12 protein-coding genes are annotated in these 15,849 nt (G+C 71.5%); 7 read left to right on the forward strand and 5 right to left on the reverse strand.

The genetic code is table 11. From position 1 onward, the window contains the following. Positions 1–43: 43 nt before the first annotated feature. Positions 44–985 (forward strand): diacylglycerol kinase, encoded by a 942-nt coding sequence (locus HNR22_RS03385; protein ID WP_218907058.1) that lies wholly within the window; start codon positions 44–46, stop codon positions 983–985. On the opposite strand, the gene HNR22_RS03390 is transcribed toward HNR22_RS03385, so the two are convergent. After that, positions 948–1,865, reverse strand: a complete 918-nt coding sequence (locus HNR22_RS03390; RefSeq protein ID WP_179779027.1) for an EamA family transporter — start codon at positions 1,863–1,865, stop codon at positions 948–950. The two genes, HNR22_RS03385 and HNR22_RS03390, sit on opposite strands and share 38 nt — an antisense overlap. Before the next feature lie 305 nt (positions 1,866–2,170). On the opposite strand from HNR22_RS03390, the gene HNR22_RS03395 reads away from it, so the two are divergent. The 3 genes from HNR22_RS03395 (at position 2,171) to HNR22_RS03405 (ending at position 4,206) form a co-directional block, all read left to right on the forward strand. Beyond that, on the forward strand, positions 2,171–3,379 hold the full coding sequence (locus tag HNR22_RS03395; RefSeq protein ID WP_179779028.1) for an MFS transporter: 1,209 nt from the start codon (positions 2,171–2,173) through the stop codon (positions 3,377–3,379). 123 nt (positions 3,380–3,502) lie between these two features. Then, complete coding sequence (locus HNR22_RS03400; RefSeq protein ID WP_179779029.1) at positions 3,503–3,811, forward strand: hypothetical protein; 309 nt, start codon at positions 3,503–3,505, stop codon at positions 3,809–3,811. After that, positions 3,808–4,206, forward strand: coding sequence for a PIN domain-containing protein (locus tag HNR22_RS03405; RefSeq protein WP_179779030.1), 399 nt, complete (start codon positions 3,808–3,810; stop codon positions 4,204–4,206). The genes HNR22_RS03400 and HNR22_RS03405 overlap by 4 nt, the downstream gene beginning before the upstream one ends. 18 nt (positions 4,207–4,224) lie before the next feature. Here the strand turns inward: HNR22_RS03405 and HNR22_RS03410 are convergent, their stop codons facing one another. Then, positions 4,225–4,992 (reverse strand): HAD-IA family hydrolase, encoded by a 768-nt coding sequence (locus HNR22_RS03410; protein ID WP_179779031.1) that lies wholly within the window; start codon positions 4,990–4,992, stop codon positions 4,225–4,227. An 86-nt stretch (positions 4,993–5,078) separates the two neighbouring features. Here HNR22_RS03410 and HNR22_RS03415 point away from each other — a divergent pair, with 86 nt between their 5' ends. Together HNR22_RS03415 and HNR22_RS03420 are read left to right on the forward strand one after the other, a co-directional pair. After that, positions 5,079–7,880: a DEAD/DEAH box helicase gene (locus tag HNR22_RS03415; protein WP_179779032.1), complete on the forward strand. Its 2,802-nt coding sequence runs from the start codon at positions 5,079–5,081 to the stop codon at positions 7,878–7,880. A 165-nt stretch (positions 7,881–8,045) separates the two neighbouring features. Then, entirely contained in the window at positions 8,046–8,930 is an 885-nt protein-coding gene (locus HNR22_RS03420; protein ID WP_179779033.1) for an MHYT domain-containing protein, read from the forward strand. Between the two features lie 30 nt (positions 8,931–8,960). On the opposite strand, the gene HNR22_RS03425 is transcribed toward HNR22_RS03420, so the two are convergent. The 3 genes from HNR22_RS03425 to HNR22_RS03435 form a co-directional block, all read right to left on the reverse strand. Then, positions 8,961–9,824 (reverse strand): endonuclease/exonuclease/phosphatase family protein, encoded by an 864-nt coding sequence (locus HNR22_RS03425; RefSeq protein ID WP_343059662.1) that lies wholly within the window; start codon positions 9,822–9,824, stop codon positions 8,961–8,963. A gap of 131 nt (positions 9,825–9,955) precedes the next feature. Beyond that, entirely contained in the window at positions 9,956–10,894 is a 939-nt protein-coding gene (locus tag HNR22_RS03430) for an NHL repeat-containing protein (RefSeq protein ID WP_179779035.1), read from the reverse strand. 173 nt (positions 10,895–11,067) lie between these two features. Next, a complete protein-coding gene (locus HNR22_RS03435) occupies positions 11,068–13,395 on the reverse strand; it encodes a beta-L-arabinofuranosidase domain-containing protein (protein ID WP_179779036.1) in 2,328 nt (775 codons plus the stop codon). Positions 13,396–14,053: 658 nt separating this feature from the next. On the opposite strand from HNR22_RS03435, the gene HNR22_RS03440 reads away from it, so the two are divergent. Continuing rightward, positions 14,054–15,817 (forward strand): family 43 glycosylhydrolase, encoded by a 1,764-nt coding sequence (locus HNR22_RS03440; RefSeq protein ID WP_343060026.1) that lies wholly within the window; start codon positions 14,054–14,056, stop codon positions 15,815–15,817. Positions 15,818–15,849: the final 32 nt, after the last annotated feature.

A 15,849-nucleotide genomic window follows, 5' to 3' on the forward strand; every position in this document is an offset into this window, starting at 1 on the left:
GTGTCGGACCGGTACGGTGCTGCCCGTGACCGCAGACGATCACCTGCCCGGCCCGGTCGCCGGTGGACCGGTCGGCCGCGCCCCGCTCGCCGGCGGCCCGGTGGCTGTACTCACGAACCCGACCGCCGGGCGGGGACGCTACCGGGCCCTGCTGCCTCGGCTGCTGGACGGTCTGGCCGCCGCGGGCCGACCGGTCCGGTTGCTGCAAGCGTCCAGTCCGGCCGAGGCGGAGGCGGCGTGCCGTGCTGCGGTCGCCGACGGTGCGGGCGCGCTGGTGGCGATCGGCGGGGACGGAACCGTGCACCGGGCGTTGCAGGCGGTCGCCGGCACGGATGTGCCGTTCGGCCCGATCCCGGCCGGCACCGGCAACGATTTCGCCCTGGACACCGGTTTCCCGGCCGACCCGCTCGCTGCGGCGGACGTGATCGCGTCAGCACTGCGCGACGGCCGCAGCCGCGCCGTCGACCTGGCCCGGATGACCGACAGCGACGGTGTCGAACGCTGGTACGGGGCGGTCCTCGCGGCCGGGTTCGACGCGATCGTCAACGAGCGGGCCAACCGGATGCGCTGGCCGCGCGGCCCCCGCCGCTACGACCTGGCGATCCTGGTCGAGCTGGCCCGGCTGCGGCCCCGCCGCTACACGTTGCGCCTCGACGGGGTGCCGCACGAGCTGGACGCGGTGCTGGTGGCGGTGGGCAACTGCCCGACGTACGGCGGCGGGATGCGGATCTGCCCCGACGCCGACCCGACCGACGGGCTGCTCGACGTGGTGGTGGCGGGCCGGGTCAACCGGCGGACCCTGGTCCGGGTGAAGCCGCGCATCTACCAGGGCAGCCACGTCAGTCACCCGCTGGTGCGCAGCTTCCGCGCCCGCACCGTGGAGTTGAGCGCCGAGGGCATCACCACGTACGCCGACGGGGAGCGCTCGCTGACCCTGCCGGTGACGATCAGCGCCGTGCCGGGCGCCCTGCGGCTGTTGCGTTGACCCGTACCGCCCCGATGCTGGCGGCGATGACCAGCACGATGGCGGCGCACTCCAGCAGGGTCAGGGCCTGTCGCAGCACCAGCCATCCGGCGAGGGTGGCGATGGCCGGGCCGAGGCTCATCATCACCGCGAAGGTGGCGGTGGGCATCCGCCGCAGGGCCAGCAGCTCCAGCGTGTAGGGCAGGCCGGAGGCGAGCACCGCGAGGGCGGTGCCCAGCGCCAGGATCGTCGGGTCGAGCAGTACGGCGCCGCCGTCGACGATGCCCAGCGGCAGGGTGACCAGCGCGGCGAGGGTCAGTGCCAGGGCCAGCCCGTCCGCGCCCGGGAACCGGCTGCCGACGCGCGCACTCAGCACGATGTACGCGGCCCACATGGCCCCGGCGCCGAACGCGAAGGCCACGCCGACCGGGTCCAGTCGGTCGAAGCCGCCCTGGCCGAGCAGCGCCACCCCGGCCAGCGCCAGCCCCGCCCAGCCCCAGCTGGCCAGTCGTCGGGCGCTGAACACCGACAGCGCCAACGGGCCGAGCACCTCCAGCGTCACCGCCGGACCCAGCGGGATGCGTTCGATGGCCTGGTAGAAGAGCGAGTTCATGCCGGCCAGCGCCAACCCGAACGCGCCCGCCGCGAGCCAGGCCGAACGGTCGTGTCCGCGCAGCCGGGGCCGGCACACGACGAGCAGCAGCACCGCCGAGATCGTCAACCGGAGGGTCACCGCGCCGGCCACCCCGGTGCGCGGGAAGAGCAGTGCGGCCACGGCGGAGCCGAACTGCACCGACAGGGCCCCACCGAGCACCAAGCCCACGGCGGCGACGCCACCGCGGCGCTCCGGTGGCGCGTCGGCCGGCTTCGGCGCGGGCAGCAGGGTGTCGGTCACGGCCATGACGCTAGGCGGTCGGCTCCGGCCGGCCGGCGGCGGTGTCGACCTGCCGAAACGCGAGCCTCGTCGTTCGGTTGCCCGTCGGGCGGCTGGGCATACGCAAGCGTCGATGGGCGGGTACTCTGCTCGGAACGTATTGATCCACAGTTGGGAGCTGGAATGCGCCTCGACCTGGTCCCGGTCTCCGCTTCGCCGCGAGGGCCCGTCCGGCACTGATCGGGCGCCACCGGAGATCCCACCGGTGGTCCGGTGCTCCTCGCCGCGGAGCGGTCCCACGACCGTTTCCTTCCCTGGCTCGAGGAGCTATTTTGCGTGCCCCTGCATCCGCGCGTCTGGGCGCGGACTTCACCAGACTGTGGACCGCGGCGGCGGTGTCGAACGTCGGAGACGGCGTCACGATGGCCGCCGGCCCGCTACTGGTCGCCTCCGTCACCGACAACCCGGCCCTCGTCGCCGGAGCCGTCTTCGCGCAGCAACTCCCCTGGCTGCTGTTCGCCCTGATCAGCGGCGCCTATGTCGACCGACTCGACCGGCGCCGCGTGGTCGTGGTCGTCAACCTGGTGCGCGCTGCGGCCCTGGCGGGGTTGGCGGCCACCGTCGCAACCGACACCGTCACCGTCACCGTCATCTACGTGGCGCTCTTCCTCCTGGGCGCTGGAGAAACCCTCGCGGACACCGCCATGGGGGCCCTGCTCCCGGCGGTGGTCGCCCCTGACCGACTGGCGAGCGCCAACGCCCGGCTCTACGCGAGTTTCACCATCGGCAACCAGTTCGTCGCCAAACCGCTCGGCGCGTGGCTGTTCGTCATCTCCGCCGCCGTACCGTTCGGGTTCGACGCGCTCACGTTCGCGATCTCGGCGGCGCTGACAGCGGGCATCCGACGGGTTCCGGTCTCCGATGAACCGCGTCGGCGGGCCTCGCTGCGCGCCGAGGTCGCCGCTGGTGTGCGGTGGTTGTGGAACCACCGGCTGCTACGGGTCCTCGCCGTCAGCATGGGCCTGAGCAACATCGCGTTCGGGGCCGCGTTCGCGGTGTTCGTGCTCTACTGCCGGGAACGTCTGGGTGTCTCCGGTGTCGGTTTCGGCTTCCTGCTGACCGCCTTCGCGGTCGGCGGCCTGTTCGGCAGTGTGGTCGCGGCGAAACTCACGCGGGCGTTCGGCAGCGTCGCCGTGCTGCGTGTCGGCCTGGTCGTCGAGATCGTCACGCACGTGTCCCTGGCGATCACGACGACACCCTGGACGGCCGCCATCGTCCTGGTCCTGTTCAGCATCCATGCCATGGTGTGGGGCATCACCGTCACCACTACCCGGCAGCGGGTCGTGCCGTCACACCTCCGTGGGCGTGTCGGCAGCGTGTACGCGTTGCTGGATCTCGGTGGTGCTGCGCTGGGCTCGCTCCTCGGCGGCCTGTTCGCCAGCGCCTGGGAGATCACCACGCCGTTCTGGATTGCCGCCGCCGTGATGGTGACGATCACCGCCCTGGCCTGGCGTCCCCTGCGCGAGGCAGGGTCCGCCTGAGCGGTGACCCCGGTTCCGGGCGGCGCTGTCCCGCCGTTCGGGGCCGGGGTCGCGCGCGGCTACCGCGACGCCGACCGACGTAGGTGCTCGCCAACCCGGTGCTACCGGCGTACGGTCCCTGGTATGACCAGCGCGATGCGGAAACTGTCCATCTCTGTGCCACCCGACGTGGCTGAGCGCCTGGAGCGCGAGTCCAACGCCAGCGCCTACATCACCCAGGCGGTCCGGGACCGGATGCGGCTGGACGCCCTGGACGCGGAGCTGGCCCACCAGGGCATCCCGATCACCGAGCAGGGCGTCGCCGAGGCACGCGCCCGCCGGGCTGCCGTGGAGGCCGAATGGTCGCCGGAGCGCCGCAGCGCCCTTCGCGAGAGGGCCCGCCAGCACGCGCAGGACGCCGCCGCCGGCACCCTCGACCAGCCGGCCGCGTGACCAACGACGACGACCGACCGGTCCGGCTCGTGCTGGACCGGTCGGCACTGCTGGCGTACCTGTCGGGATCGGTGCATGTCGGGGAGCCGCTGCACGAGGTCATCCAGGACCGCAACAGGTTCGGCGTCACCGCCGTGACCGCGGCGGAAGCGCTGGCGATCGTCAGCGACCCGAAGGAACGGGCGACCCTGCACCGGTTGCTGAGCCTGGACGCCTGCGAGGTGCTCTCGACCGACGGCCACTCCTGGCACGAACTCAGCTACTGGCGCACGGTGACGGGCCGTGCCGATCTGGCCACCACAGCGTTGGCCGTCCTCGAACACGACGCCTCGATCCTCACCGGGGAGGACCGGTACGGCGACGGTGAACTACCGGTGATTCACATTCCCGACTGACGACGAACAGGCCGCCGGTCAGGACGGCAGGGCCAGGTCCAGGACGGCGCCCAGCCCGTTCTCCCGGCCGGGTTCGGCGGCCGGGAGCACCAGCGCCGCGCAGCCGGCGGTCACCGCGCCCGCGTCGGCCGGTGTGTCACCGACCATCAGCGTCTGTTCCGGGTCGACACCGAGCATCCCGCAGGCCCGCCAGAAGATCGCCGGGTCGGGCTTGCAGCGCCCCACCTCGTAGGAGAGCACGAACGCGCCGACCAGGTCGGTCAACCCCCACGCGTCGAAGTGCGGCCGCAGGTCGAAGCCGATGTTGCTGACCACGGCGACCGGCACCCCGGCGTCGCGCAAGGCGGTCAGCGTCGGTGCGCTGTCCGCGTACGGCAGCCAGCCGTCGGCGGTCAGCAGCCGCTCGTAGAGCGCGTCGGCGAAACCCTCGATGCCCGCGTCGACCGTCTCGGCCAGCCCGGTGTACGCGCCCCGGTGGGCGTGTTGGTAGAGGTCCCGGTCGGCCCACAGCTCGGCCAACCGGGGTGGCACCCGCGCCGGCAGGGGCCCTCCGGCACGCCCGGCGGTGAGGAGCCGGTCGGCCAGCGAGGTGGCCCGGACCCGGTCCAGGGTGACCCCGCACGCCGCCGCGGCCTCCAGCACCCACTGCCGGGGCTCCTCCACCTGGGCCAGGGTGCCGTGGAAGTCGAAGAGCACCGCCTTCACGGGCCGTCGGGACGCCCGGGGGGCGGCGGCCTCGGCGTTGCCCGGCGAACGGGTCTGGGTCGGTTCGGCATGGTCCGGCACGCCGTGCACCCTACCGACCGCCCCCGATGGCACCTCCGGACGGCCTTGTGGGGTGTCGTGTCCCGGCACGCACTAATCTTGGTGTCATGTCGAGTCCCGCCGAGCGGTACGCAGCGGCGCGCCGCCGGGCCGCGCAGGCCTCACAGTTTCCAGCGCTGGACGAGTTCGCCCTTGACCTGGGGTTCGACCTCGACGACTTTCAGCGGGAGGCGTGTCAGTCGCTGGAGCGGGGCAGCGGTGTGCTGGTCTGCGCACCCACCGGCGCCGGCAAGACGGTGGTCGGCGAGTTCGCCGTCCACCTGGCGTTGCGCGGGCGGCCCGACGACCCGGTGGCCGCCGACGACGCGGCGACACCGCCGCCCCGGCGCAAGTGCTTCTACACCACGCCGATCAAGGCGCTGTCCAACCAGAAGTACCACGACCTGGTCGCCCGGTACGGCGCCGAGCAGGTCGGTCTGCTGACCGGCGACAACGCGATCAACGGCGACGCGCCAGTGATCGTGATGACCACCGAGGTGCTGCGCAACATGCTCTACGCGGGCTCCAGCACGCTGCAGGGGCTGGCGTACGTGGTGATGGACGAGGTGCACTACCTGGCCGACCGGTTCCGTGGCGGGGTGTGGGAAGAGGTGATCATCCACCTTCCCGCCTCGGTCACCCTCGTCTCGTTGTCGGCGACGGTCTCCAACGCCGAGGAGTTCGCCGACTGGCTGGTCACCGTGCGCGGCGAGACCGCGGTGGTGGTCAGCGAGCACCGACCGGTGCCGTTGTGGCAGCACATGCTGGTCGGCAAGCGGATGTTCGACCTGTTCCACGACGCCGACGCCGCCCGCAAGCACGACGTGCACCCGGAGTTGCTGCGCTACACCCGGGAGACCGTGCGGCGGCTGGAGTTGGGCGAGGGGCGCAGCGCGGGGCCCGGCGCTGGTCGGCGTGGCCCGCGCTGGCGTGGCCCGATGCGCCCGGACATCGTCGACCGACTGGACCGGGAGGGTCTGCTGCCGGCGATCCTGTTCATCTTCAGTCGCGCCGGCTGCGCCGCCGCGGTGCAGCAGTGTCTCGCCGCCGGGCTGCGGCTGACCTCGCCGGACGAGCGGGCCGAGATCCGCCGGGTGGTCGAGTCCCGGGTCACCGCCATCCCGGGCGAGGACCTGACGGTGCTGGGCTACTGGGAGTGGCTCGACGGCCTGGAGCGCGGCCTCGCCGCCCACCACGCCGGCATGCTGCCGGTGTTCAAGGAGATCGTCGAGGAGTTGTTCGTCCGCGGCCTGGTCAAGGCGGTCTTCGCCACCGAGACCCTCGCCCTGGGCATCAACATGCCGGCCCGCTGCGTGGTCCTGGAACGCCTGGTCAAGTACAACGGCGAGGCGCACGTCGACCTGACCCCGGGGGAATACACGCAGCTCACCGGCCGCGCCGGCCGCCGGGGCATCGACGTGGAGGGGCACGCCGTCGTGGTGTGGTCCCCGGAAACCGACCCACGGCAGGTGGCCGGGCTCGCGTCCACCCGCACCTACCCGCTGCGCTCCAGCTTCCGGCCCTCGTACAACATGGCGGTGAACCTGGTCGGCACGGTCGGCGCGGAGCCGGCCCGGGCCCTGCTGGAGTCCTCGTTCGCCCAGTTCCAGGCGGACCGGTCGGTGGTCGGTCTGGCCCGGCAGGTGCAGCGCAACACCGAGACGATCGAGGCGTACGGCGCGGAGGCCGCCTGCCACCACGGCGACTTCGACGAGTACTTCGCGCTGCGAGTGGCGATCGCCGACCGGGAGAAGGCCATCGCCCGGCAGGGACAGACCCAGCGTAAGGCCGCCGCGGTGGCGTCGCTGGAGCGGCTGCGCGTCGGCGACGTGATCCGGGTGCCGTCGGGCCGTCGGGCCGGGCTGGCCGTCGTGCTGGACCCGGCGACCGGTGGGTTCGGGGAGCCCCGGCCGCTGGTGCTCACCCAGGACCGCTGGGCCGGGCGGGTCAGCCCCGGCGACTTCACCACCCCCGCCGAGGTGCTGGCCCGGATCCGGGTGCCCAAGCACTTCAACCACCGTTCACCGGGTGCTCGGCGGGATCTCGCCGCCGAGGTCAGCGGCACCGGTCTGGACCGGCACGGCGGCCGACGGGGTGGCCGTTCCCGACAGGCGGCCGGCGAGGACCACCGGATCACCCAGCTCCGCACCGAGTTGCGGAACCACCCCTGCCACGCCTGCCCGGAGCGGGAGGACCACGCCCGCTGGGCGGAGCGGCGTCGGCGGCTGGAGCGCGACACCGAGGAGCTGCGCGAGCGCGTCTCCGGGCGTACCGGCTCCCTCGCCCGCACCTTCGACCGGATCGTCGCGCTGTTGACCGACCGTGGCTACCTCGCTCGCGACGGCGCGGTCACCGACGCGGGGCGGATGCTCGGCCGGATCTGGACCGAGGCGGACCTGCTGGTCGCCGAGTGCCTGCGCCGGGGAGTGTGGAACGGCCTGTCCCCGGCCGAGTTGGCCGCCGCGGTGTCCGTGGTGGTCTTCGAGGCGCGCCGCGACGTCGACGAGCGGGCGTCGCTGCCGCGCGGGCCGGTGGCCGACGCGGTCGACGAGACGTTGAAGCTGTGGGGGGAGATCGAGGCCGACGAGGCGGCGCGCGGGCTGACCGCGACCCGGGAGCCGGATCTCGGCTTCGCCTGGCCGGTCTACCGGTGGGCCCGGGGCGAGGTGCTGGCCAAGGTGCTCGGCAGCGGTCACGAGATCGACGGTGAGATGCCCGCCGGTGACTTCGTCCGGTGGGCGCGACAGGTGGTCGACCTCCTCGGTCAGCTCGCCGATTCCGGCGGTGCCTCCCCGGAGCTGCGTTCCACGGCACGGCAGGCGATCGCGGCCATCAACCGGGGTGTCCTGGCGTACCACACCTCGGCCTGATCACCGCATTCGGTCACGATCGGTGACGAATCGACGCATCGGACGGTCACCGCGACAGCACCCCTCGGATAGCCCGGGGGGCACTGTTGCGCCTGATCACAGCACCCCCGATCATTGCCGGAGCGCCTTGTTGACGCGCCGCTAACAATTGGGGAGATAACCGCCGTGGCGGAGATCAATCACTTTGAGTACGGGTGGATCACGCCCGCGCTGAGCTACGCGCTGTCCGTGCTCGGCTCGATCCTCGGACTGGTCTGCGCCGGGCGCATCCGCAGGGCGCAGACGAACGGCCAGCGGGCCTGGTGGGGTCTGCTGTCGGCCTGGGCACTGGGCGGCACCGCCATCTGGGCGATGCACTTCATGGCCATGCTCGGCTTCGCCGTCGAAGGTGCCAGGATCCGTTATGACGTGCCGCTGACCGCCGCCAGCACGGCGATCGCGGTGGTGGCGGTCGGTATCGGCCTGGCCATCGTGGGCACCGGTCGGCTGAACCCGGTACGGCTGATCGCCGGTGGCGTCTTCACGGGTGCCGGTGTGGCCTCCATGCACTACACGGGCATGGCGGCGATGCGGCTCAACGGCAGCCTCGAGTACGACACCGTCCGGGTTGCGCTGTCCGTCGTCATCGCGGTCGTGGCGTCCACCGTCGCGCTGTGGCTCGCGATGACCGTCCGCCGCGGGTTGGCCATCTTCGCCTCCGCGCTGGTCATGGGCGTCGCCGTGAACGGGATGCACTTCACCGGCATGACTGCCCTGTCGGTGCACCGCCACGAACGGGCGGGCGAGGTGACCGGCGTCGGGGTGAGCACCATGCTGGTGCCGATCATGGTTGCGGTGATCTTCGGGGTGGTCGGTCTGCTCTACGCCCTGCTCGCCGCCCCGACCGACGACGACCGGGCCGCCGCCGCGTACCTGGACGGGCGTCGGGTCCCGGAAGCGGCAGCCGCGACGCCCGTCGCCGCCCCGGACCCGGTCGGGTTGCGCGCCCGCTCCACCCTCGGCCAGCCGGGCACCCCGTTCCCGTCCCGTCGGGACACTCCGCCCCGCTGACCCGCGACGGGCGGACAGGTCGCCGGAGACTCAGGTCGGCGGGCGGCCGGGCCGGCTGCCGTCGATGACGACGGTGGCCAGCAGCCCGGGGTGGTCGGTGGCCCCGCGCATGGTCACCGACCTGCGGCAACAGAGTGTGATGCCGGTTGTCGCCATGATGTGTTGTCGTGCGCCGTCGTCGACCCGGGAGTGGCCCGGCGGCGCACAGGAGCGCACGTCGGGGTCGGCGTCGGCCCGCAGATTGAGGTCACCACCGAGCAGGGCGGGCCCGGATCCGGTGCTCCCGCGGAGCGTCGGCAGGATCGTGTCGAGCAGATGGCCGCACTGGGCGAGCGAGACGCGGTAACCGGTGTTGGCCAGGTGCGTGGTGCAGGCGAGCAGGCCGCCGTCGACGTCGACGCAGAGCCAGGCCCGCTCCTCCGGGTCCGCGAGGTCCTGCGTCGGGTGGATGCCGCTGTACACGACGCGCGGGGTGTCCGGCGTCCGGACGTGGGCCAGCAGCCCGATGCCGTACGCCTGACCGTTGCGACACCTGGTGTCGGCGCCGCTGGGCCGGTCGCCGGCGGCCCGGAACGCGGCCACGACGCTGCGACCCGGGTGGACGGTCTCGAACACACGCCGCAGGGCGGGCACGTCGTCGTCGCAGATCTCGTTCAGGGTGACCAGGTCGGGGGCCTCGGCCCTGATCACGTCGGAGGCGACGGCGACGGACCGGCCGGTGTAGCAGCCGGCGCGGCCACTGTTGCAGAGGTTCAGCTGGAGCATCCGCAGGACCATGGGTCTGCCGGTGTCCGTGGAACTGGCCGCCGTCGACCCGGCGGGCAGCCCGGCGGCGACGATCAGGAGGCCCACGGCCAGGGCTCGGCGCGGGAACCGGTACAGACGATTGGCCACGCGCACTCCGGGTGGGGGAGGCGACAGTCGTCGCCGCGGTGCCCGTGATCGTACTCGCGCCGGCCCCCGGCCTCTCCCCGCGCGGGTTGCCGATGGGGGCACGCGCGGTGCGCGTACCCCCATCGGGCTGGTCAGCGCGCGCGGACCGCGACGACCGTGTACGGCGTGGTCGGGGTCGGTGTGGTGGTGAAGCGGGCGTTGGGCAGGTAGAGCCGGCCGAGCGCCTTGGCGACGGTCGTGGGGACGTCGAAGTTTCCGTCGGTGATGGTGGTGGTGAGCGTTCCGGCGGTGCCGGCGTGGTTGAGCGTGACCACCGCGATCTGGTTGAGGCGGTTCTGCACGACGTAGAGGGTGCGGCCGAGCAGCAGCAGCCCGTCGCCGTTGGTGAAGGTGTGGCCGGGCACGTCCACGACGGTGCTCACGCCGGTCGCCGGGTCGACCCGGAACAGCGTGCCGGTGGTCGACTGGACGACGATCAACGCCTTGCCGTCCGGTGTGGTGGTGATGCCGTTGAGGTTGACGCCGGTGCCGACCTGCTCGTACGCGCCGGTCAGCGCGATGGTGGTGAAGCCGTCGGCGGGCGGCAGCGCGCCACCGCGGCCGAGTGGCAGCCGGTAGAGCACCGGGCGGTTGGAGTCGGTGAAGTACGCGGCGTGGCGGGTCAGGACGACGTCGTTGACGAACGTCGGGGTGGTGGCGAACTGGTAGCGGGCCAGCACCTCGCCGGTGCGGGTGTCGAGCACGCGGGCGTCGCCGGCCGTGCCGCCGGAGACGAACAGCCGGCCGCGTGCGTCGACCTTGAGGCCGAGCGACGGTGTGCCGGTGGGCGCGCCGATCGTCGTTCCCCGGCCGGTGATCAGGTCGACGCGCTGGATGGCGCCCGTCGCGCGGGAGCCGAAGTAGGCGTACCTTCCGGCGGTGGCGATGCCCTCGGGCTGGAACCCGTCGGGGAGGGCGAGGACGGTGGGCGGCCGGACTCCGGGGTGCGCCTGCGCGGGCGCGACGGCGACCGAGGTCAGGAGGGCGGCGGTCAGGGCGCCGCCGAGGGCGGCCCTGAGGGGTCGGTTCACTGTGCTCCTTCCGGGCGGCGGGGCGGCACGAGCCGACACATCCGCCACGATCACTGGGGCCAGGACCCGATCCACTGTACGACCGCTGCCGACCGCTCGCCCGGCGTGCGACGCCCGACGTCACCGGCGCGGCCCTCAGGAGGCCGCGCCGGTGACGCGTCGGACTGCGGATGTCAGGGGTTGCGGACGAGCCGCCACCGGTTGTCCGCGCTGCCGTTGTCCGAGTCCTGTACGGCCTGCGCGCCCCAGGCGGTCGACCCGTTCAGGATCCCGAGCAGCTTGTTGCTGTTGACGTTGCGGATCTTGTAGGTGCCGTCGCCGTTGTCCACCAGGATCCATCGGTGGTCGGCAGTGCCGTTGTCCGACCATTGCAGGACCCGGGCGTTGTCCGCGGTGGACATGTTCTCCACGCCGAGGACCTTCCCGCTGTTGACGTTGCGGAACCGGACCGCGTTGCCGTCGGTCACGATCACCCAGTTGTGGTCGGCGGTGCCGCTGTCGCCCCACTGCACCGCCAGCCCGCCGTCGGCGGTGGACATGTTCTGGATGCCGAGGACCAGCCCGGTGCCGACGTTGACCAGGCGGCTGCTGCCGCCGGTGCTGCCGCCGCCGCTGGTGCTCCAGTAGACGGTGTAGTTGTATCCGTGGGCGTCCTGGAAGGGGGCCAGGTTGACCGTGGACCCGTTGGCGTTCGCGGTGAACGCGAGCGCCGTGGTGCTGCTCCGGGAGATCGACGAGACGGTGAGTGCCGGCAGGGTGCTCAGGGCGGTGTTGCCGTAGTTGCCGGCCAACACCGACGGGCCGTACGTGACCGCGGCGACGTTGGCGTTGTCGTTGGCGGCCCGCATGACGACCTGCATCGGCAGGCGCACGGTGATGGTGTCGCCGGCGACCCAGGTGCGGGTGACAGTGGCGTAGCTGCCCGGTGTGGTGGCGACGTTCTGCACCGTGCCGTTCACGGCGATCGTGGCGCCGGTCGTCCAGGCCGGGATCCGCACCCGGATGCTCCACGAGCCGCTCATCGACCCGGACAGGGTCAGCGTGCTGGTGTCACTGACCGGGTAGTTGGTGCTCTGCGTGACAGTGATGCCGCGTTGCGACCAGGTCAGCACCGACGGCGTGAACAGGTTCACGGTCAGCGTCGTGCCGTTGTGGAAGTAGATGGAGTCCATCAGCCTGGTGTTGATCTCCAGGCCGGTGCCCTGGCAGCACCAGAACGAGTTGTAGTCCGTGCTCCAGGTGCCGCCGCCCCACGCCGGCCCCACGCCTCGACGCCCGCCCGGCCTCAGCGGGGTGAAGTATGTGATGTGGCCGTGGCTGTCCGCCGGGTTCTGCCCGCCGATCAGGTGGTTGATCGTCGCGCGCTCGTAGAAGTCGAAGTAGTCCGCCCGGTTCGGGTCGAGCAGCCACAGCTCCCGGGTCAGCTTGAGCATGTTGTAGGTGTTGCACTGCTCGCAGGTGTCGTTGTTGAGGTACCCGGCGATCGCGTTGGGCGCCCGGAAGTGCTCGGCCTGGCTGTTGCCGCCGATGACGTAGGAGTGCGCGCCGACGGTGATGTTCCACGCGTTGCTGGCGATGTCCCGGTAACGGGTGGTCCCGGTGGCCTTGAACTCCCGGGCGGCGCCCACCCACTTGGGGACCTGCGTGTTGGCGTGCAGGCCGGAGAGCTGGTCGGAGTTGGAGGCCAGGGGGTTGAACACGGCGGCGTGGTCGAACCGCTGGGCGGCGGTGAGCCACCGGGAGTCGCCGGTCTGCTGGTAGATGTCGGTGAGCACGTCGTTCATGCCGCCGAACTCGGTGCCCAGCATCGACTGCATCTGGCTGGAGCTGAGCCGGGCCGTGCGGGTGTCGACCCAGCCCGCGAGGGACAGCAACACCGTACGGGCCTGCGTGTTGCCGGTGTAGCGCCAGACGTCGAGCAGCCCGGCGAGGGTCTTGTGGATGCAGTAGTAGGGCACGTTGCCGTTGGACAACGTCCGCGCCTCGAGCGCGGTGAAGTCGGACTCGGGGAAACCGGAGAGGTAACCCGCGCCGAAACCGGCAGCCCCGTTGTTCGCCTGGCACTTGGCCAGCTCGGCCACCATGTAGTTCGCCTTGTCCCGGCAGGTGGTGTCGCCCAGCACCGCGTACGCGTACGCCCAGGCGGTCAGGAAGTGCCCCTGCATGTGGGTGCGGAAGGGGAAGTTCGGCGCGTCCCAGCCGCCGTTGGTGGCGGCACCGTTGGTGGACAGCCGGTGGTTGGCGCGGAAGTTGTAGAGCAGGCGGTCGACGTCGACGAACCGCAGGTAGTTGAGCGTCCGTGTCTGGTTGTCCATCCAGCGGCCGCTGGTCAGCCGCACCTGGCCGAGGTCGAACGGGTACGCCGAGACACCGATGTCCGACCGGACCGGTGGCACCACGGCCGCAGCCGCGCTGCCGGCGGCGACAGTGGTGCCGGTTGCGGAGAGCACCACTGTGGCTCCGGCGGCCTGGAGCAGGTGTCGGCGGCTGAGGGGTGGCATGGAACCTCCAAGGGGGCTTGTGACAGCGGGACGGGTCTGGTGGGGGACGAGCGCAACGGCGGGCGGGGTGGGCGCGCCGGCGGCGGCCGTCGCGGGGTGGTGGTGCGGCCGCTGCGGACTTCCACGTGCTGCCCTGTGTAATCGCTCCACATCAATGTGATCGCTAACATAGTTGGTCGTTAACATGCCCGCAACCCCCGTGACGCCTGCCGCCCGATCCGGTCGTGCCGAACTCGCGCCTCGCACGGCTGGCGGCGTCGTGCCTCACCCCGACGGCAGCCTGAGGGCTCCGGCACGGTCCGAAATGGAGGTTATGGCGGAATGGCCCGAAGCAGCGGGTGGCGGATCATGGCGACCGGCCCTCCGTTGACGCCCGCCGCACCCCTCAGTACGGTGCATCGTAAAACGTGGATGTCAGCGCTGATACGCCAGCGTTACGGCGAGGTTGCGCCGGTCATCTCGTGCCAGGTCAAAAACCCAGCTCAGACGCAATCGAAGGGAGTGTCGACGATCATCTGTTAGCGCTAACAGATGATCGAGTCAGACATCGCGCACCGCGCATTCGGCAGGAGAAATCGTGAAGGTGAAAGATCGCACCAGAACCGGCACCGGCAGCCGCGCCCGGCGCGCCGTCGCCTGGCTGACGAGCATCGTCTGCGTGCTGGCACTGGTGCCCGGCACGGCCAGGGCCGACAACCCCATCGTTCAGCACATCTACACCGCCGACCCGGCACCCCTGGTGCACAACGGCCGGGTGTACCTCTACACCGGACACGACGAGGACGGCTCCACCTACTTCACCATGCGTGAATGGCGCGTCTGGTCGTCCGCCGACATGGTCAACTGGACCGACCACGGTTCGCCGATGAGCCTGTCTACCTTCGCCTGGGCGGACGCCAACGCGTGGGCCGGGCAGGTCATCGCCCGCAACGGGAAGTTCTACTGGTACGTGCCGGTACGACAGCGCTCGAACGGGCAGATGGTCATCGGAGTGGGGGTGGCGGACAGCCCGACCGGGCCGTTCCGGGACGCCATCGGTCGACCTCTGGTCGGCAACAACGAGATCGACCCGTCGGTGTTCATCGACGACGACGGGCAGGCGTACCTCTACTGGGGCAACCCGGGCCTGTGGTACGTGAAGCTGAACTCGGACATGATCTCCTACTCCGGCAGCGCGACCCGGATCACGTTGACCACGGCGGGGTTCGGCACCCGGACCGGCAACGCGAGTCGGCCCACCCTCTACGAGGAGGGGCCCTGGGTCTTCAAGCGCAACGGGTTGTACTACAACGTGTTCGCGGCCGAGTGCTGCTCGGAGTTCATCGCCTACTCCACCGCGCCGGGCCCGACCGGACCGTGGACGTACCGGGGGACGATCATGCCCCGGCAGGGCGGCAGCTTCACCAACCACGCCGGTGTCATCGACTTCAACGGCGGCTCGTACTTCTTCTACCACAACGGGGCGTTGCCCGGCGGTGGCGGTTACACGCGCTCGGTCGCGGTGGAGAAGTTCAGCTACAACTCCAACGGCACCATCCCGACGATCACCATGAGCACCGCCGGGGCGCCGCAGGTGGGCACGCTCAATCCGTACGGGCGACAGGAGGCCGAGACGATCGCCTGGGGTTCCGGTATCGAGACGGAGCCGTCCAGCGAGGGCGGCATGAACGTCGGCTGGATCGAGAACGGCGACTACGTCAAGGTCAAGGGGGTCGCCTTCGGCGGGGGCGCGACCTCGTTCACCGCACGGGTCGCCTCGGCGACCAGCGGCGGCCGGATCGAGGTGCGGCTCGACAGTGCCAGCGGCCCGGTCGTCGGCACCTGCACCGTGGGTGGCACCGGCGGCTGGCAGAACTGGGCCACCACCACCTGCGCGGTGAGCGGCGCGACCGGCACGCGTGACCTGTACCTGCGCTTCGCCGGCGGCAGCGGCAACCTGTTCAACCTGAACTGGTGGCAGTTCGGTGGCACCGGCGGCAGCGGGAACGTCCTGACCAACGGCAACGTCGAGAGCGGCACGACGGGTTGGGGCGTGAACGGCAGCGGCACGCTCTCCACCAACACCTCGGTCGTGCACGGCGGCAGCGGATCGCTGTCGATCACCGGGCGCACCTCGGCGTGGAACGGCCCCAGCCAGGACGTGACCTCGAAGCTCATCAACGGCAGGAGCTACACCACGAGCGTCTGGGTACGCGCGCAGAGCGGCACACCGTCCGCGAAGGCGACCATCGCGCTGACCGCCAACGGCACGACGAACTACCTTCAGCTGACGCCGACGGCGGACGTGAACGTCAACGGCTGGACCCAGCTCACCGGCACGGCGACCGTCTCGTGGAGCGGCACGCTGACCGGGGCCACGTTCTACGTGGAGACGGCGGCGGGCACCGACAGCCTCCTCGTCGACGACGCCTCATTCCAGTGACGGGCGGTGCCGGAGCCGTGCCCGCACGGCTC

Origin of the sequence: Micromonospora jinlongensis, assembly GCF_013410645.1 — a bacterium.
Classification (GTDB): domain Bacteria; phylum Actinomycetota; class Actinomycetes; order Mycobacteriales; family Micromonosporaceae; genus Micromonospora; species Micromonospora zamorensis.

What these genes read in the sequence shown, in the direction of transcription:
- HNR22_RS03400 (WP_179779029.1), top strand. Translation starts at nt 3,503, where the DNA reads ATGACCAGCGCGATGCGGAAACTGTCCATCTCTGTGCCACCCGACGTG.
- HNR22_RS03390 (WP_179779027.1), bottom strand. Translation starts at nt 1,865, where the DNA reads ATGGCCGTGACCGACACCCTGCTGCCCGCGCCGAAGCCGGCCGACGCG.
- HNR22_RS03415 (WP_179779032.1), top strand. Translation starts at nt 5,079, where the DNA reads ATGTCGAGTCCCGCCGAGCGGTACGCAGCGGCGCGCCGCCGGGCCGCG.
- HNR22_RS03435 (WP_179779036.1), bottom strand. Translation starts at nt 13,395, where the DNA reads ATGCCACCCCTCAGCCGCCGACACCTGCTCCAGGCCGCCGGAGCCACA.